Genomic DNA, 19,039 nt, shown 5'->3' on the forward strand with positions numbered 1-19,039 from the left:
CAACTCACATCCTCACACAGCAATCGGTATAGCGGAAAATAGAATAAACTGCGTGTTGGTCTTTGCCGTTCCCCACTGACTTACGACCGGCACCCCACCAAATAGTCGGCCAACCTAGCGGGTGACAACACTCATCCCAACTACCATCTAACTCTGATTGACTATCACCTTCACTATTAGCTGATTTGTCAGGCTTTGCCGCCGAAGCTGCGGCGGGGTTAGCTTCCGGCGATGGGTACATCATCGAAATTTTATATTGCGCCTTTGGAATCATTGGGCTGTATTCAGGAGAGCACATAGCATCTTTACCATAAGTTTTACGCGCCAACCCTCTACGATGTAGGGCCGCGAGTGAGCGTGTGGTAATTAACTGCGTGTTACGTATAAAGTCATTATCAGCATGGATAAAACCTGTAAGCGGATACAATGGCCCATCTAATCCAGCACAGAACCATAATGATTCATTCGCACTTCCGCTGCTGGTCATAAGCATACCGTCTGCAACGCAAGTTGCGCGCCCAATAGGGTTAGCTATCGGAATGGCGTCAGGAGTGAACAGGAACGATAAGGCAGAGTTTTCATACGTGATATCCAGTATCGACATATAGGCTATGTCTAGGTCGAAAAATCCTGGGGATGTGTCGCATTCTGGCAGCAAAAACAAACCTAGCATTTTAAAAACCGGATTAATTATGTAGTTGTAATGCAGGAACGATATAGTTTCTGCTGATTGAGTCTCAGGATTTGATGGCCTCCCACGCATGGTTAAATCGTTTTGCATCAGCGTACCGCCGAGTGTAGGACTACACCAAGGCGTAGCGGAAACCTCAACCAAATGGTCTGGTGACCAGTAGCCTAGTGACACGCCCAATTCAGGTACGCCCAGTGCGTCAGAGCATGAGCATAATGCACTATCGTTAGCACCTTTTGGCACGTTGTCAGAAAAACCCGCTAGGTTGAATGGTAGGGTACAAGACCAGCAAAATGAGTTTATGAGGTTATTGAAGTATCCTGCGTCTGGACATACAGCATCCGGCATACTACCTGCTGACGTTCCACCTACAAAAATGCTCGATGCCAAAATCAATACTCGCACTGCGTTTTTAATCATTTTGCTACCCCTGTTTTTTCAACCAACAATGCGGGTAGCCCGGCACTGTTTAGCGCCCTTTGCCCGATTTCTGTCACTCTAATTTCGCCTTTTAGTAGATCAACACGAACGGGCAAGTGTTCTAATTTGAAGCGGGTGATCATGTTTGGCTGCATCAGATATAACCGCCGATCTAACTTAGTTTGTAAGCGCCCAAATTCAGTAAGGTCATTACCTGTCGGGAGTGAGGACAACAAAATATAAATTTGTTTATTAGGCTCCGCTTTTAATTCGTCATTCAGCCATTTGAGTTGACGCTGACTACTTGGATCAACCATCAACAAGCGAGTTTCAAAAGTAAGTAATGCGGTTGGATCAACTACATCCCCCGCTTTAGCAAAATACTTCCCATCAGGAGTTGTTTGGTCTTTGGTGAATCTAACGCGTGGATCTATCCTGTAGCGCACATCTTCATCTTTGGAGCTTTCAGTTAGCGCGACTTCTTTTCGATTAACGAACCGCTGAATGGCTTCGCCTTTTTTATCTTCCCAGTTAATCGTTTTTAGTTTCTTTTGGATAAGCTCCAACATGTCCATTTCTGTTATGTTGTAAGTGTCTGACAACGTACCCAATGAACCACTTTGGATCATGGACCTTGATTGACTCACAAAATCCTCAATAGACTCTAAGCCGGTAGCTGTAACCACCTTCCCCCCCTGTCTAAATAGCATGGTAGGGGCGACATCAATTGAGTAAGTGTTAAACAGCCGAGGATCTATTATGACGCGAGGCGACTTATCAAGCCCTGCATCTACAATGGCCTGACGGATCGCTCGCGAGGCATCACGAATATCTACTGATTCGTCTTTTAGTCCGCGAAAAACAATTGTGGTTTTTACCGCCGATTCAGCCGCAGCAACTAGCACTGAACGCATGGTAAAATCAGGCATCCCAAACGATGCGAAAATTAGCACTTCTCCGTTTGCGTCTATTGCTTGTTTTTTTAGACTTTCTATCGAGGGCGGTTTAGTTAGTATCTTATTGCGAATGGCTAGAGCTTTTTTGCTAATATCTTCGTTAGCTGCTGCACTCGGGTTTACCAATATGCTATCTGCATTTTCACGGATTTCAGAGGCTTGCTGAGTTAACATTTGCGCTTGAGAAATATAAGAACCTTGATTTATTGGCACACCAGCCTTATTAACTTGTGCCCCGTTTTCACTCCTTGCACTTTCAATTTGTTGGCGAACGGCATCCATTTGACGCTTGGCGTCTTGCATGAATGGCTGATAGCTCTCATCGGCGTAAGCGCCGGACATAGACATAATTCCAGCAGCGACCAGTGTAAGCCTATTAAATAATGAGATATGCACGGCCTATCACCTGTGAGTTATTTATTGCACCGAAAAAACGGCTGTCATAGCTGCCTGATTCAGTGCCTAGAACAAAAAGAGAGTCACTAGCTACTTTATGTATACCAATGAGATTTTTTACATCTATATCTAGCGCCAGAGCTGCCGACTCAATCGGTGCCGGATATTTTTTTGAGCTGTTCTTAACGCTATAAACACCCACATCAACACTGTCACCGGCGACCCCGGCAACTATTTTTATAATGTTGATATTTGCAGGTAAAATGTCTGTTTTGTGGGATTTAAACATAACTAAATCCCCTCTATTTATGTTTCTTTGTGTGGTATCAACAACAAAGATACTGCCCGGAATGCACTTATCAGAATTAGCCACGAAAATGAGTTTATATGAATGACTAAACCATGTAGCGGTGAGCGTTAGCCCTGCTGCAATGCAGATAGGAAATAGGTATGTGTAGCGCCAATGGATTTTATCAACTTTCATTCAACACACCTTTATGTTTTAAAAGTTTTTATATATTACTAGAGTAGGTGCCGTACATCAACTTATGTAATTCAATACCCAAGCCCTCGCAATTGATGAATAAAAATGCGTTAAGCGAGCATTGACCAGCATAAACATTGTTCGTACAGTTAATCATTCAGCAAAGGTGCTGCACTTAACTTGGAGTTTGAAATGAGCATTGAAAAACGTATTGAGCTTGAAAAAACAATAATTCAAAAACTTATAGAAGATGCACTAGCATTAAATTATAAAGTGTCGGTGTTTGATTCAGAGGAATGGTGCTTAAAACGATCTTCATCGTTCGTGGATATTATGGAAGCCGTTATGTCCAGTGATGAAGATCTGTTAAGGTTTCGCAGCGCCCAAGGTGCGTATATGGGTGCTGTTCAGCTTGTTTATGGCAATTCAGGCTACGATGTTATCTCAGATTACACGGAAAGCCTTGATGCACTGATAGCTGGTGCAGAAGCCTTGGCTAACAAGTTAGAAACTGAGGTTTATGTCCGCAAATAATAAGGGCACCCAATTTGGGCGCCCTTATTATTGTTTATACTTACTCTTAGTAGGAGAACGATTTTTCGATTGAGTTACTAAACGCACCAGAGTCGTCAACTCCCCGCGCTATAATCACGGCGTTATAGCCTGCGGTTTTACTGACGTACATATATGACCCAATATAGGGCGATATTTCGCCATTAATGTTCCACTCAAATTTAACCATTTTTCCATCCTCATCAGAGCAATTCATGTCTAACCGGATAACATTAGAGTAGTTACTTTGCTTGACTTCACACACTGGCGGTACGTTTTTAGCAACGGGCACCTCCATCACATACTCGCGTTGAATATTGAATGTAGAGGTCATTACCGCTTTGAGCTTGTGAACGCCCTCGCCCACACCGGAGATAACCACGCGCAGGTTTTTAGGCTCAATGAGATTATCATCGAGATACCAAGCTACCGTATTAACGCGGTCTAATGGGTGACCCATTTTTCCGGACAAGTTAGCGATGATGGTCAGCGGTTCACGCATAAGATTATTACTATAACGAGGCTCGATACTTAACTGTGGTTCTGGCGCTTTGTTTGTACCGATATAAGTCGATATCACTTTCGCGCTCCCTCTGCTATCTGTGATAGTCGCTTTGACGCTATCAGTACCGGCCTCAGTTACATTAAACACAACCTGCTTGTCCGTTTTGCGGATCACCTCGTAACTGCTAGGAACATCCCACTCAACGTTAAATGTCACACCTGAATAGTAAGGGGGCAAATCCGTTGGTGTACTAATAAGCATGGAACCCGAAGTTGGGGCATAACTACTAGATGTTTTGCTAATAATCTCAAAAGTCGGAAAACTATAACGCCACGCAGCCGGTGACAGTCTTTTGAGGGTTTCAGTTTCCGTTTTATACCCATCCGCCCAGGCTCTAACTTCGAGCGTAACCTGTTTTTTTGTCACATCATCCCCGGTTGGAATGTAGGTGATACTTTGTGCTAACACCTTCGTTCCATCAGGTAACTTCCACTCAGTTATGATGTCGGTTCCCGCCGCCACATCTGCCAATGAACTGACAGCATCTACGGTGTAACTCACCCCTTCTTCCATAGCTTTCATTATTGGCAGAGAAAGGCGCACTGGTTGTAAACGTGCGGCACGTACAATCTTCACAGCCTTAGCATAACGAGCATTCCCCGCTAGCTCAGTTCCTTCGTAAGCAGCTCTAGCTTGCAGGTTATAACGAGTATTTCCGTCCATTGTTAACGTAAATATATCGCTGCCATCCACCCAATTAACGCCATCGAGTGACCACTGTACTTCTGTTGATGTTAAGTCTACCGCTTCACCGTTATCTATTAATGTGTAATTAGCTATTTCTGCGGGATGCAGTGCTGATACACCATTAATTTTTAAAACTGGTGTTTCATAAACCAAGATTTCTTGATAATCAGTCGTAGCCTTAATTCCGCTGAACTTATTAGTAATTTGAGCTCTAAACTGATAAAGCCCTTTATTAGCTAACACTGTCTGAAATACATCTTTATTGGTCGCGAGCACTGACCAAGTAACACCTTCATCTTTTGACATTTCCCAAGTGACATCACCCTTAGCCCGGCGGTCATTTAGAGTGTCAGGCATATACAGCAATTGGGCGGTGAAAGGTGCTTTACCAGCCATGCGTCTTAATTGAATTTCTCCATCTATCGCTTCACCTTTATAAATTTGGAAAAACGCTGAGTTGCTTTTTATCGTTTTTTCATAATCTGGTAATTTACTATCCACTTTTACTAATGCGACCAAGCGAGAGCTGCCAATCGCTAAATCAACAAATGGGATGTTAGCAGAGGCTTTACCCTCCTTATCAATCTCTAGCGTATCTGTCAGATTTTTATAATGGTATAACCCATCCTTGCTTCGCGTTTCAATTGCTACTACCGCCGACCATTCACCCATCGTATCTTTGTCGTAAGTAATTTTTCTGGTTTGATAATCAACAATTCCGATACTTACTTTAGCCGTAATAACAGACTGCGTATTTTGGACCACTTCTGGCGTTTCTAGTTTGGCTATAATGAATGAACTTGGCACAGTAAGAACTTTTAAATTCTTAACTCCGAACGCTGAATTGTCACCGGTGTATTGCGCTTTTAGCTCAATATCTCTGGCCGTCCACAATGCTGACTTGCCCACAGTCAATACTTTGCCTATCCGTTTTTTAGACTGCGCCGAACCGGATTGAACATAAGGATAATTAGTTTGTGTACCGTCACTGCTCGATATGCTAAAAACCAGATCACCGTTTATAAACTCGGCTGAGGATGTTGTTACCACTCCACCATCAACTGTTGTAGTGAAAATCTCTGGTTTATACTCACGATACTTAGCCACACTTACTGTCGGAGGTGTTGGCTCTACAACGTTAAACCCTTGCTTACCTATATAGCTAATTGCCTCAGATCCTTTCTTATTTATCATCCAAACTTTGTACTGCGCCTCATTAAGTAACGTAGGTTTTGTTGATTGCTGGAAAGTCCCTGTAAGCACTTGTTGAGAGTTGAGCCATTGCGAGCTCAAGCCACTCGGGTATTGCAGCCATTCGATAAAGCAGCGATAAGTAATGTCACCTATTGCGCCTCTAGCAAGCTCAGGGCTCGCATAAATACGACAGCCAACGCCCTCTGTGTTTTTTAACGGCATAGCTACCGACTGAACACCTCGCTGGTATGTTTGACTGCGATCATCAATCTGCCATTTCACGGGCATATATCGGATTGAAATTTCTTCTACTGATGTGTTGCCGGCGTTATCTTTTACTACCACAGACAAAATCTTATTGCTGTTAGGCTCTAACTGAGATTCAGGAGTTTTAAGCATTTTCAGATATTCGACACCTTCCTCAACACCCTCACCAAGTACACTTTGCCCGTCTACTGACGCAGCGATGACTTTTCCCCCACCTGACATAGAATCAACTGCGGCCACCAAAATATCATCAAAGAAATAAATTGGATCTGCGGCGTTCACAATGCCACCATTTGTATTATAAATTCTAATAGTTGGTGGGTTACGGTCGATGCTAGTCGATGTGCTTACACTGCCCTCCCAATAGTTACTGTACGCATCTATCAGTTTGGCTTGAGGGATATAAACCCCATCTGGCAAGGTTGATAAGTCGAATTCAAACGCCCAAGTGTCGCCATATTGTGTTGATAATTTGGGATTCAGTTGAAACTCGCCAGTTGGTAGATTGATCACATCGTTAGACAAAATATTATCACCGCCTAACACATAAGTTGGCGTCTTAATTTGATAGCTTGCATCTGGCTTTAGCGTGAGTTTGGCGTTAGGGTGCCACCAAGTTCCTGATTTACCTTCGTGCGGAGTTTTTACTGTCAGTAATGCTTTTTCGTTAACTACTGTAATGACCATGCCATTATCAAGCGTCTTTGTAATTGGCAGCTCGTTACCTGCGGCCACCGACTGCATCACATAATAATCGAAATTAGGTGCCCTAAAATCCCATGCGATATTGTATTGAGATTTAAACTCATTACTCATTGTAGCAAAGTATGCGTTATCAGAATCAATGCTAAAACTATAACTGTTTGAGCCCATATCATTACTGGGATCAGTTATTATCGTTATACCAGCCGTAGAGATTGTGCATGACTGAGTGTCTTTTGGGATAGTACACGCCCCCACGGAAGGGATATTTACCACTTGGTTATATGGCCTTGAATCCGCAGTAACTTTGACGGACTTGAGAATATTACCTTTACTGTTGCTTTCTATGTCTTTGCCAACTTGTGGCCCAGTGGTCAAATCACTAATCAATTCAATGAGATTTGGCGCAATAGCTTGAGCGGCATGGATAGTCATGGAGCCCGTTTCTACAACTACTTTTTCCTTATTACTGCCAGAGTAAATGCTAACGGTGTAACCGATAATATTATTACCGTAGTTATTGAAGTACCCCTGAAAACCATCACTGTAAGCACTTAAACCCGATGGTAATGACCACTCAAGCAAGCACAATAAATTGCCCTGCGTTTGAGTAAACGCCTTAGCTGCAATATCATCTGTAGTTAGATTACAACCCGCATTACCCCCCTGCGATGGTTTAATGTTGACTGATTGGACATTCGCAGTAACCCCCGTCAAAGGCGCTAGTATTACCTCCGGCATTTTTGCCGTCAGTTCCCCAGTGATAGTCACACCCGACACCGCAAACGCTTGTGAATGCCACACAAGTTGCGAATATATTGCCGCGACTAATATAGTCTTGCTTAATGTACTCATATCGTTCATACCCCCACGCACAGATAACACAATTATATTAATAGTGATGCTATCACAACTTAAATGGCCTTAGAGGTTTTTAAGATAAATTTTAAGCGATTATGCTAGGTTTGAATCAATAAAAAACACACTTAAAAAGTAGATAAAACTAATTAAATCTTTAATAGTGGTGAAGGTTTAACTTGTAAGGGTAAAATCAGTGGAAGTATCATCCCAGGTTATTGATGCCTAACTCTTACGAAGATATAGGTTTGTCACTGGATTATTAATGTGAGGGATTTACAGCGATAATGCGTAATGAATTACAGGTATTGAAAATGAGGATGAGCAGTTTAGGGTTAATCAAAAATATAGTGACGTTCATCTGGCCCCACATCATCAACTGGCGGCAAAGCATAGCCATTGACAGATAAATGCAGAATCCGGCTTGCGTCATCATTTCCAGTGTACGCAGACGAAAAGCCGAGAGAACGCCAGAATGGTAGCGTATCACCAGAACCTAGGGCCGCACTTTTCAATCTAAGGTACTTAATATTAGATGGTAAATTCAGCAGAAATTTTTTAAATAATGATTGACCAATCCCTTTGTACCTAAGACTAGGGGGAACATACAACATGTGTATCAAGTACCGCTCTCCATCGCTTTCAGCATCTATATATGGCTCTTTAGAAAAAACATCGGCATAACCTGCCTCATTCGTTTCAGGTGCTGTTAGATTCATAGTGAGCTCCAATTACGTGTAAAACTAATATAACTAAATTAAACCCTACACTTCTGAACTACCTATCCAATTGTCTTTGTTCCCTAGATATGCATCCCACCCATAGGGGCTATATTGATAATAATCAAAAGCCTCAAGCGCATCATGCGTCCACCCACCATCCGGTGCTTTTTGGCACAAGACGAGGTTATCTTTCAGATCACGAATCAACAAACAGCTTTGCTCACACCCTACAAGCAAGTCATTATTTTCGTTATTAATTGGTCTACTCACGATCATTCTTGTGTGTCCCTGATTTAATTGTAAAAAAACTTAATTACTATGGTGATACTTTGAGGTATTCGTAACCGCCATGCTCCGAACGTTTTCGCTCAAAACCGTTACGATTACCAAACTGAGTGTCAAAGACTTCTCGTAACTGCTTCTCTGCCACTTCTTGTTTGTCATTATTGCCATGCGCTTTGGTTGCTCGAAAGCAGCGAGGATTAATGCGGGAGCCAACGCTTAATGACTTAGCTAGATAACGAACAAACTCAATGTAGTTAAATTCGCCACTGCGGAGGATGAATTGATTTCCTGAATTGCTGCCTGATATACCAAACATACAAAAACCTATTTGTTTAAAAACTAGAACCTCACTATATATCCTATTCCAAGTCACGCAAATTTTAGCTATCAAGCCACTGTTTTTTAATACATAAATGGCTTGATAGCACTAGATTTATTTTTTTGAAGCTACCGCTTTCAGCAATGCGGCTTGACTGTTAACAGCCTTAATCAATACACCATTTTCACGATAAAACACAGTTGGAGTACCCGAGACACCAAGCGTACCCATCAGTTCAGAATTTTGGATAATCGCCATTTTTGTTTCAGGGGTTGGCACAGCAGTCACAGACGGAGATTTAGATATTTTAGCTGCTTCATGCGCCCATACAGCATCCCGCCCCCCATTAATCATTCCTTGTATAACTGGGACCGAATTAGAGCTAATCCACGCAAGCGGTATTAGCCTGACATCAAGACCTTTTTCATCAATAATGGGTTTAAATCGCTCTAACAAACCACTACATGCCCCGCAGTACGGTTCAAAAAATATGTAAATGGCATTGTCGGGATTACTTTGTTCAACACCCACTTGAATGTAAGTTGCAGACGCTAAACTTTGCCAATCTTGTTCAGTATAATCTTGAGTTGCCGTAGGTACTCTGGCTGCTTGTTGTTGCACAGGACCAGTACCAGCATCATCTTCGGTTACTCCTAATGTTTTAGCCCACTGCTCAGTTAAATTAACTCCGTTTTGGTCAACCAAGCCCCCTGCGAGTACAAAATTGCCAACGCTCCAATAAATCTGCTTTTGACCGGCTAAATCAACTAACCAACCGCTAATGACCGCGTTGCCATCGGTAACACTCCAATGTTGGGTTATTTTGTTATTGCTGTTACTGCGTAACAATTTTGTGAGTGCTGTTGGTGTGGATTCCCCCCCGGAAGAAACGGAAACCGCAGACCCATTTTGATGAAAAACACTTTGAAAAATAAATGTAAAAATCAACGTCAATAGCACTATCAACGCGACCTTTCCTAACTTTAGTAATGATATTTTTGTCATGCTCCACCAAATAATTTATATAAACTTCAAAATAAAAATTGTGTGTTGATTGTGACTTAACTAGCCAAATGGATCAACTCGCAATTAAACCACTTAGTCTCACAGTAATAACCTATGACGCACAGCCTAAAAACTGCTTAAACCCCTTTTGAGTAGGCTTGACCTCTTGCCGGTCGCAGCGACCAAGGAACTGAATAGGCTTATCAATAAACCCCATACAAGATGCGAGCGTCCAATAGCTTCCAAATGCTGAGCTGTGACCTGATTTGTAATTGTCATAGGCCGTATGAATTAGATTTCTAGTGATTGTTTTAGTGAGCTGCGCCGACCCATCTAAATAATCCTTAGCTATGTAGTAATCAATGATCACACCCTCTGGATTAATCTCTTTTTCGTCATACTTAGGTGATTGATCACTACCGGGGACCCATTTAGCACCCGTTTCATATCCATGTGCGTAATAACGGAATTGGCTCATAGCAACAGCACAAAACTCCGATTGCGTAGTTTCTGTTGCGTGAGCCGTATTAATTAGTCCCAACATCATGATGACCATCGTAAGATTCATCCCGCAGATGGTTAGATATCTGTTAAAGCTTTTATTCATGTTAACCTCTTACATCAATAACTTACGAGTAGATTTATATAGATCCAGAACTGAACCTAAACCTTATTTCGTGTATGCTAAAGTTATTGTTTAGTTGTTTAGGAATGTCTATGCCTTTTAATAATCTCGATAATTTAACCACTAAGACCATCGCAAAAGCGGTGTTAGAGCAAGACATGGAGCTGCTAGTAAATAAAGCTCCCATTTCTGAATATCAAATGCTGCTGAGTCAGGACAATGCTCTAGAAAAACTTTACTCGATCGTTATCAAAGACGCGGGACTGTCAGCCGTATTCATCAAAATTGCGAACTCAGCTTTTTCAACCTCCGTAAACAATATTTCGGACTTGCGGCGAGCCATTATCAAACTTGGAGCAGTGCAGGTCATCAATATCATTACAATCATCACTCTAAGGCAATTATCCAGCAACGGCCGCGGATACATGGTTAGTACCAAATTGCTGACGTTGGCAACAGAAGCGGCAATAGCACTGAACCATATTGAGCAAAAACCGGAGAGTTTTCTTACTGGTCTAGCCTTATTTGGTGGCGCTATGATTGCTGCTGCCTATGCCGAAAACCTTGAACTTGATGTTGATTTATATGATTGCTTGGCACTCAATGATGAGCTTTTACCCTTATTTCTAACTAATTGGTCATTCTCTGGAAATATTTCTAATATCATTGAATGCCACTTGGCTAGTAATAACGCCAATATCTCATTGGCGCTCAATGCTGTGGCCGTGAATAACGATATGAATTACATCACTGGTTGTGACACGAATATATCGTTATCAGCAATTCAAGAAGTCATAGCCCAAATAAGTGTATTTCAACTATAAAGCAATCAATTTACTGCTTCACTCAACCGCTTGCGCCACGAACCCACCAAGTCGAGCCCCTCTTGCTCGGCTATTTTCTGACATGCAGAAAACATATCAATCCCATGCTCTTTCATCATATTTTCAATTTTGCTTTTTTCATCAGGTGCCGTTGAATATGTTAGAGCCTTAGCCCTAGGCAGGTACAGACGGCCTACTGATTTCATCCCACCCGAACAGATCATTACCTCGCTGAAATGCGGCCTCACAGTCCTAATTGAACGTAACATGAGATAGTCTTGCTCGATAAATTTCCCATCGTTATTTAACCGAGTCAGTTCTTCGCCGTTCTGCATCAAATAGAACAAATGCGCGGAATTACTTGCCATCGCGATACCCGCTGGTGACTCGTTGGCATCCTTCATCGACTGACTGATACACACACCAAATGATCCGTACTTACGAAATCTTCGCCACCCCGACTCAAGAAATTTTGCGAGAGTTTGTAGTACCTGTCTGGTCTGCTCGTCAACGCCCTTATTTTCTTTCAAGAACTCCCACGCTTCATCAAGAAAAAACGCTTTTACTATATGAAGTTGATCGTGCCTGAACATTTCCTGCTGAATACGCTGAATGCACAGCATAATGCAAACAGCTTTCAACTGGTCGCTACCATTTAGTCCGTCAAGTTCTAACACTACAAGGTCTTTTTCAAACTGAATTGGAGGTTTGTCAGGGTTAAACATCCAGCTATTTTGCCCCCCTCTTTTATAGCACCACGGTGTTAACTGCTCGCTTATTTGCTGAATGTCTATGCGTTGGTGTGTTGCACAAAGATCAGCAAAATCATCAATGCTCGACTCACGCCCTTTTCGATTCCAAAGCTGCATTAATAACACTGACATTTGCGAAAACTGATAACTGTCACAGTCACCAAGAGGGAATGCCATCAGCTTTAGGATGTTAAGCAACATTTCCCCTTGAGCACCCAAATACTTGTTAGTTTCGGTTGCTTGCATAGAATCATCATCGTCTTTTTGCGACTCGTCTATGGATTTGAAGGGACATAAATTATATATAAAGCGGTTATCGGGGAGCACTTCCACGAATTGACCAGCGTAGAGTTCTGTAGTTTTAACGTAAGAACGGCCCGAGTCGATAATGAAAACTCTTCCGCCGTCAGGCTTACCATGCTGTACTCCAAAAGCATCCGGGATACGTGATTGCCCTGTTGACAGTATGCCCTCTACTAAGTAGTTGGCTGATACTGACTTACCGGCACCAGATGTGGCTGTAATGAAAATATTGTAATTAGAGTCTGACTTTAATGGATCAAAGGTCATAAGCTGACCGTCACGGGCTATATAAGTTAATATAGGGCGTTGAATGGCATTTCCAGCCCATGATGCCACCATCGGCACGAAGAACTTGACAAGGTTGCTCGGCAGAAAATCGAATCGTTCTATAAAGTCACTAACTTCTGGCGTGGTACACATAGGTAAGCAATTTAGCCACGTAAATCGGCCTATCATGCTATCCACGCCACCAGTCCAACTATAACCTTCCATGCGAGTTATCAGTTTTTTGGTGTTGTTTTTAACGTTTTTCAGGCTGTCTGACCACATTTGGAAATTGAGGTGAAAACGGCAATGCTGTGCTTTCTCACGTTCTAGATAATGCTCGTAATATTCAAAATCTTGAAGCCCATACTTTAGTGATGAAATCCATCGCGCCCACGGCCCTTCTCCAATTTGCTTAGCCATGACTCGGCGCTTTCCGTACTCCTTGCTAACTTTTTTGGGACTCATTTCGACAACAAGATTGATCATGAAATTCCCCGGAATTGCACCATCCTCCCCCTTGAGCCAATCGCCTGTAAGTAGGTGCAACGTGCCTTGATATACGTTGTCAGGAAATTCTTTGATGCTCACGCTTTGAATGTATCGTTCAGTACCATCGGCGGCCTCAATTACTAAATGATCTCGACCATCTACTCTTACTTCGGTCCCCGATTCTAATAGCTGGTTACGTATGGGTTGTGTTGGCTTATAGCAGCCTTGTTTCCCATTAACTACCATACCTCGACGCCAAACCGCATCCGGTGAAGGGTTATGGATCATTTGCAAACGGTTGATTAGAATTTCAGGGGCCATTTTCGTGCAATAACCGAAAATTTGTTGTAACGACCCCTCAAAATTATTCGCCATATCTATAAAATCTTCCACTTCCTCATTTGCTGGCATGGCTTTTTTGATAGGAACTTTAATTGACGCCCATACTTCAAAATTACGAAGCGGCACACCTTCCATGTCCCTCGATGGTATGGATGTATCTGCCAACGCCTTGTAGTAGTCCACCATATAGTCAGTTGTAATTTCAGTATCAATAACAGTTTCAAATCTATTCCGGTTGCCGCGACAATGTTTGTAATTGTCCAACACAGTAACTAGGTCATCACAGGCAACTAACGAGAACTGAATAACCGTACCTTCTGGATATATTTTCTTAAAAACCGAGTCAAGGGTACTTATTATGTTTGCGCCGTAACCGCTTGATGGGGGGCATAACCATGAAGCTCCAAGATATCCCCCCTCTAATATATATCCTGTGTGTTGGCCGTCATCACCTGTAAACTCATCCAGAATAGGGATAATCGCAGAATATTTTTCGAGCCCTAAATTGGCTTTCCATTGATCTAGTGTTGTCATATTACGCCCCTACTTATTTTGAAATTCGAGTGCGTCTTTCATGGCCTTTGGCGCTTGGTCTAATACTGCTTTAGCCGCCTCGACATCAGCATTGAACTGTTTTTTAGTTGTTTTAATACCGACACCATTAATGCTAGTAGGATTTCCATTGCGCTCATCTTCAATAGATTGTTGGCGAATGTAGAGAGGTGTTATTTGTGCAGGCATATTGAACGCCTCGCGGCCATAGGTGTATTTACGAATTTCGACCTCTGCGTAAACATAACCGACATTCTGTAATCGACCTCGTTCGTCCTGCCAAGGCGCAAATGCGACTCGTAACATTTTAGGGGGCTGCCTTACTGCCATAGGTTCTGGCGCTGGTAGAGCACGATTTAAATCAGCCGTAAATGTGTATGCTTCCCTAACTTGATTGAGATCTATACTCTGTCCATAGCCACTTTGCGCTTGATCTGCGACAACATTTTTACTGACCTTAACGTCATTATCTTCGGCCTCTAAACGGCGGTTTTTTTCGGCTGCTATCCCCCCAGGTGTATCTGCATATTTCAGGATGTCTCTTGTGCTTGTACAAGGTAAGCCGCTATTAGTGTTATTCGCACAAACAGTGGGTTCTTCGCCTGTTTCAAACATCGACGCACAACCGAATAAGGAAGCTAGGCCAACGGTAATACAGCCTAATTTGAATTGATTGAGCATCTTATTTTTTCTCCGATTGCGCGATAAATGTAGGTACAGAAGCAGGTATGCCGACGAAATGCAGCCCATAGCTATTAACTAAGTACGGTAGCCGCTGGATTTGTAAAAATTGAGTTACGCCGATGGTTGTGGACAATTTTTTAATGTCGCAGTTTTCGAGAGTTTCAGGTTCCGTGACGGTATCCGCGTCAAGAAGCAAACGAAGGGATTGATCTTGGTCTTTAGCGCACCATAGTTGCCTAGCTCGAACTGCTGCCAACTTACCATTCACCAGTGGAGTTAATAAAATGGCAATTTGTTTATCTTTGAGTGGTATTAGAGAAGCAAACAGTTTCTTGTTTAAATCAGAGGATAACGGATCAACAAAAACAGCCAAATCAGGTTCAGGTTTAGATAAGTCACCGATATAATATGCACTCATATCTTTAACTGAAACTCCCAATGTTTTATCAATTTTAGCTAACCATGCTGCTTTAGCGTTAGCTTCTGTGATTATCATTGAGCGATTCCAACCATCGAATACCTGACCTCCTTTTATTAATATGCGGCCATCAGTAGAGGCTAACACCTGAGTGCCGTCCTTTGACACCATCATAACGAGCCCTTTCACTGGCAGAGCTTGCGACCATTTAATATCGTCAAGCATAGAAAAGGCATCTTTAATAAGCTGATTTCCATCCTCGCCACCGTTCCCTCCAGTGTTGCCAGTAGGATGAAGTTTTTGTGTGGCACTGACATCTTTATTAGCCTGAACTAAGGCATCGAGCCCGGCACTATTGCCCGTGTTAGCTACAGAAGATTGAGCATGTACTAACAATAGACATAACGTAGAGATTGCTCTAACCCTTGCTTTGATATTCATAACCAACCAAATATATAAATGTGTTATGCATTTGACCAGTTTTAGCTATTTCTGTCAATTTCAGAGGCTTTTTTTCTATAATTCTTGCGCTAATTGAGTTGATTGATATGATGCTCACATTATAAAAGCAATTATGAACTTCTAGCTCTGCTATGAACTCACTCCATCGCCTCGCACTGCGGGGCATTTTTTTATCTAAATTTGCCTCAACCCCAAAATTTGCGTCATTTAGAAAGAGTGCAATGATTGAGGTAGATAAATAATTAAAGGTAAAAAAATCATGACTAATTTAGCCTACGACTTAGATGAACTAAACCGCGCAATGGCTGCTTATTTTGAACCAGCACCCCGAACTGCATTTCAATCTGCTTGCTCTTTTGCTTCTGATGATGTGTTAATCCCATCGGTATTGGCCCACCTAGTTAAATCAGGCTACAAAAATAACCGCCCCACTTTCTTGGACGATAATGGCAAGTTAATCGAAGGAGTGTACGCCAACGTTCCCAATGACGTTTATCATGATCTAGATGCTATTAGCTCTAGCCAAGTGAAATGTTATGTCGATAGCCCTAAGAAATATGAACGTAACTATGTGGACAAGAACGGGCGATTATTTAATAAAAAATCTCGGGAAACCGGTACTTTGACACATGAGATTGTGCTGGAAGGAGTGGATGTTTTTAACTCTCGCCGCTTTACGTTGCTCGATGCGGCTGACTACCCCAACGATTTAAAGAGTCTAGCTGACTTGAAATCGGCTTGTGTCAAACACGGCTTGCAAGTATCCGGCACGATATCTGAACTCAGCCGCCGCCTTCATGTTGCTGGTGTTAGCGACAAGCCATTTGAGACTCGCCAGCTTGAATGGATTAAAGCCAATATAGGCATAGATTGCTATGATGCTTGTATAGAAGCGCTAGATTTTAATATTACTTGTAGCGCGATCATTAAATTATTAGACGAGACTCCCGAGTTAGCTCAGAAAGCATTAAAATTACCTGTATCCAGAGAGATGCAATTAGATGTTATTGCACTGGATGAAGCGGTAAAATCAAACACTTATGCAACTAAGTTTTTAGACCGTAAATTGGGTATGCCAGAGGTAATGTTTATATCTAAAGATAATGAAACTGGTTTGATGTTGAAATGTAAAGTCGATTGGTTGGTGGTATTGAAAGGCATTATCGTACCGTGCGATCTTAAGACCACGCGAAGTGCTAATCCATATCTAGCTTCCTATCAATTCGCGGATTTACGCTATGACTTACAAGCGGCATTTTACTTAAAGGTCATTAAGCCGCACCTAAGAGCTAATGAATTTACGGAACGACTATTTCCATTAATCACAGTAGAAACCGGCGACTGCAATATTTGCGAGGTTTTTGAACTGCATGATGATGATTGGAATATTGCAGAAACAGAATTACCAACAATTATCAAAAATATGCAAAACAGTATTTCTAAGCAAAGTTATTTAGGCTATACGGAAAAAGGTAAGTCTGTAATTAAGTTAGCAAGACGTAAATCTGCTTTATCTGCAATCCGTTAAATACCGGGCTTCTATGACCGTTTTGAATATTCAAAATAGAGCCCTTTAAGTTGCTTCACGATGGCGGGGCGTGCCAACTGATTCCTGAGAATCACCCACTAACACACCTTGCCAACTGATTCCTGAGAATCACCTACTAACACACCTTGCCAACTGATTCCTGAGAATCACCTACTAACACACCTTGCCAACTGATTCCTGAGAATCACCTACTAACACACCTCTCTGTGGGAGAGGAATAAGTTTCATAATGGTTGTCTTGACCATCCGATGAAACATGTTTCTGGACAAAAGATAGTTAGAGTCAGCTCCCCAGAATCCCTCTTTCAGATAACTTCTCGTATCCACAAATGTCAAATTCCACTGCTATCAGCTTTGCCTGATGATGTTTCTTTTACCCAGAACCATGCACCTTTCACAATGCTATCCAAATTCAATTCCAACTCTGTAATAACCAGCTTTGCCTGAAACAACGCCGTTATAGCTAATACAACTGTTAGCCACATTGTCACGTTTGTTCTTCTTCGTTCAGTAGCATCAAGTTGTAACAGTTCCATTGTTGTCAGTGTCTTACCTTTAATCCTGCACTCATATTGATTAACAAGTTCAATATCGCCCGATTCCGCCAATGATCTCATAACTAATAGCGTTGCTTGCTTTAACGTCGGGTATTGAGGGTGCAAGATAGCGTACATCCCATAGATGTTATTCAGAATTAGCATCACATCTAGTGCCTGTGTGTGGTTATTTTCAGACAATTCAATAATCGCACGTAGAACCCTGCTTCTATCAGGTCTCTTATGCTTCTTCTTTGAGTGTAGTAACCTAGGAACAGCGTACCTCCACAGTGCATACTTGGACTGTATCTTATAGAGCCCTGTTACCTCATGTATCAAAAAATCAAATGGGGATTCATATGTGTGCGTAACCAAGCCATGATAATGATGTATGGTAAAGTTCAGCACAGTCAGATTCTGTAGATCTAACAACGTACTTCTGTCATGGGTTCTCTTGGCTTCATCCCACACTTTTACTTTAAGCTTGTTGCCATTATCTACTACGGCATCAGCAAGGTAGAGCCCACTACTATCGGTCACATAAACACTATAACAATCGATCTCCTTGCCACTGTTTCCGCTACGGGGAATTAGTTCAGGAGTAGGTATAGCTAACGCCTTAGTTAGTTTATTTATGAATATTCTATCCAGCCAATTCAGTGCCATAGCCAATCACCCATATGCCTTTAATTTAATTGAATAATACGTCTGTTAGTAACTAACACAAAGTAACCCGACTAATACGTCATTTATAAGCCAAATACCTCGACAACACGCTTTGGGGCATAAACGTGCCAGAACTGATCGGCCTGACACGAGTAGGGACAAAAATGAGTTAGGTTATTAACTCTAACTCGTCATTTTCGGATGAAAATCTCTATGGGCTAACGCCTTGCTTACCGGCCCAACGGAGCAGAGTAAGCTTGTGGTAAAGTTTGCGCAGCAAACCACAAGCTTACGGCGCGTAGTTGAGTCCGAGTACAGCAACTTGTTAGCTGCTGGCCTCGTAATCGAAGCCTTTAAATATACTAATTCCAGCATCAACCTCTTTAAATAAAGAATCTGCGTCCACTTCCAACCTATCTTTCCTAAGACGCTCGACAAAAGTGACAATTGTTTCCCGTACTTTATGT

Annotated in this window: 15 protein-coding genes; 3 read left to right on the forward strand and 12 right to left on the reverse strand. The window is 42.1% G+C overall.

The window, feature by feature from the left end; genetic code table 11:
* Positions 1–4: 4 nt before the first annotated feature.
* From L5M11_RS20880 to L5M11_RS20890, 3 genes are read right to left on the reverse strand one after another with little or no spacing between them, the layout of a single operon-like run.
* Entirely contained in the window at positions 5–1,111 is a 1,107-nt protein-coding gene (locus L5M11_RS20880; RefSeq protein ID WP_263180277.1) for a TraU family protein, read from the reverse strand.
* Complete coding sequence (locus tag L5M11_RS20885; protein ID WP_263180280.1) at positions 1,108–2,463, reverse strand: TrbC family F-type conjugative pilus assembly protein; 1,356 nt, start codon at positions 2,461–2,463, stop codon at positions 1,108–1,110. Before L5M11_RS20885 ends, L5M11_RS20880 begins: the two co-directional genes overlap by 4 nt.
* Positions 2,444–2,947 (reverse strand): S26 family signal peptidase, encoded by a 504-nt coding sequence (locus L5M11_RS20890; RefSeq protein ID WP_263180281.1) that lies wholly within the window; start codon positions 2,945–2,947, stop codon positions 2,444–2,446. The genes L5M11_RS20885 and L5M11_RS20890 overlap by 20 nt, the downstream gene beginning before the upstream one ends.
* Before the next feature lie 192 nt (positions 2,948–3,139).
* Here L5M11_RS20890 and L5M11_RS20895 point away from each other — a divergent pair, with 192 nt between their 5' ends.
* Positions 3,140–3,481 (forward strand): hypothetical protein, encoded by a 342-nt coding sequence (locus tag L5M11_RS20895; RefSeq protein WP_263180282.1) that lies wholly within the window; start codon positions 3,140–3,142, stop codon positions 3,479–3,481.
* A gap of 46 nt (positions 3,482–3,527) precedes the next feature.
* Here L5M11_RS20895 and L5M11_RS20900 read toward each other — a convergent pair whose 3' ends face one another.
* The 5 genes from L5M11_RS20900 to L5M11_RS20920 form a co-directional block, all read right to left on the reverse strand.
* Positions 3,528–7,769 (reverse strand): Ig-like domain-containing protein, encoded by a 4,242-nt coding sequence (locus L5M11_RS20900; RefSeq protein ID WP_263180283.1) that lies wholly within the window; start codon positions 7,767–7,769, stop codon positions 3,528–3,530.
* A gap of 338 nt (positions 7,770–8,107) precedes the next feature.
* Positions 8,108–8,491 (reverse strand): GNAT family N-acetyltransferase, encoded by a 384-nt coding sequence (locus L5M11_RS20905; RefSeq protein ID WP_263180284.1) that lies wholly within the window; start codon positions 8,489–8,491, stop codon positions 8,108–8,110.
* A gap of 319 nt (positions 8,492–8,810) precedes the next feature.
* Positions 8,811–9,095 carry a hypothetical protein gene (locus L5M11_RS20910; protein WP_014620326.1) on the reverse strand — a complete coding sequence of 95 codons (285 nt, stop codon included), beginning with the start codon at positions 9,093–9,095 and terminating at the stop codon, positions 8,811–8,813.
* A gap of 117 nt (positions 9,096–9,212) precedes the next feature.
* A complete protein-coding gene (locus L5M11_RS20915) occupies positions 9,213–10,103 on the reverse strand; it encodes a hypothetical protein (protein WP_263180285.1) in 891 nt (296 codons plus the stop codon).
* Between the two features lie 112 nt (positions 10,104–10,215).
* The gene (locus L5M11_RS20920) at positions 10,216–10,710 is read right to left on the reverse strand and encodes a hypothetical protein (protein ID WP_263180286.1); all 495 of its coding nucleotides are present in this window, start codon (positions 10,708–10,710) and stop codon (positions 10,216–10,218) included.
* A 110-nt stretch (positions 10,711–10,820) separates the two neighbouring features.
* Here L5M11_RS20920 and L5M11_RS20925 point away from each other — a divergent pair, with 110 nt between their 5' ends.
* Positions 10,821–11,552 carry an HDOD domain-containing protein gene (locus tag L5M11_RS20925; RefSeq protein WP_263180287.1) on the forward strand — a complete coding sequence of 244 codons (732 nt, stop codon included), beginning with the start codon at positions 10,821–10,823 and terminating at the stop codon, positions 11,550–11,552.
* Positions 11,553–11,557: 5 nt separating this feature from the next.
* On the opposite strand, the gene L5M11_RS20930 is transcribed toward L5M11_RS20925, so the two are convergent.
* The 3 genes from L5M11_RS20930 to L5M11_RS20940 are packed head-to-tail and all read right to left on the reverse strand — an operon-like array spanning position 11,558 to position 15,800.
* Positions 11,558–14,239, reverse strand: coding sequence for a TraC family protein (locus L5M11_RS20930; protein WP_014620331.1), 2,682 nt, complete (start codon positions 14,237–14,239; stop codon positions 11,558–11,560).
* A 9-nt stretch (positions 14,240–14,248) separates the two neighbouring features.
* Positions 14,249–14,938, reverse strand: a complete 690-nt coding sequence (locus L5M11_RS20935) for a TraV family lipoprotein (protein WP_263180288.1) — start codon at positions 14,936–14,938, stop codon at positions 14,249–14,251.
* A gap of 1 nt (position 14,939) precedes the next feature.
* Positions 14,940–15,800: a hypothetical protein gene (locus L5M11_RS20940; protein WP_263180289.1), complete on the reverse strand. Its 861-nt coding sequence runs from the start codon at positions 15,798–15,800 to the stop codon at positions 14,940–14,942.
* Positions 15,801–16,080: 280 nt separating this feature from the next.
* On the opposite strand from L5M11_RS20940, the gene L5M11_RS20945 reads away from it, so the two are divergent.
* The gene (locus tag L5M11_RS20945; RefSeq protein ID WP_263180290.1) at positions 16,081–17,349 is read left to right on the forward strand and encodes a PD-(D/E)XK nuclease-like domain-containing protein; all 1,269 of its coding nucleotides are present in this window, start codon (positions 16,081–16,083) and stop codon (positions 17,347–17,349) included.
* 353 nt (positions 17,350–17,702) lie between these two features.
* Here the strand turns inward: L5M11_RS20945 and L5M11_RS20950 are convergent, their stop codons facing one another.
* Positions 17,703–18,572: a hypothetical protein gene (locus L5M11_RS20950; protein ID WP_263178734.1), complete on the reverse strand. Its 870-nt coding sequence runs from the start codon at positions 18,570–18,572 to the stop codon at positions 17,703–17,705.
* Positions 18,573–19,039 lie beyond the last annotated feature (467 nt).

Origin of the sequence: Shewanella sp. SM87, assembly GCF_025653705.1 — a bacterium.
In the GTDB taxonomy this organism is placed as follows: domain Bacteria; phylum Pseudomonadota; class Gammaproteobacteria; order Enterobacterales; family Shewanellaceae; genus Shewanella; species Shewanella oncorhynchi.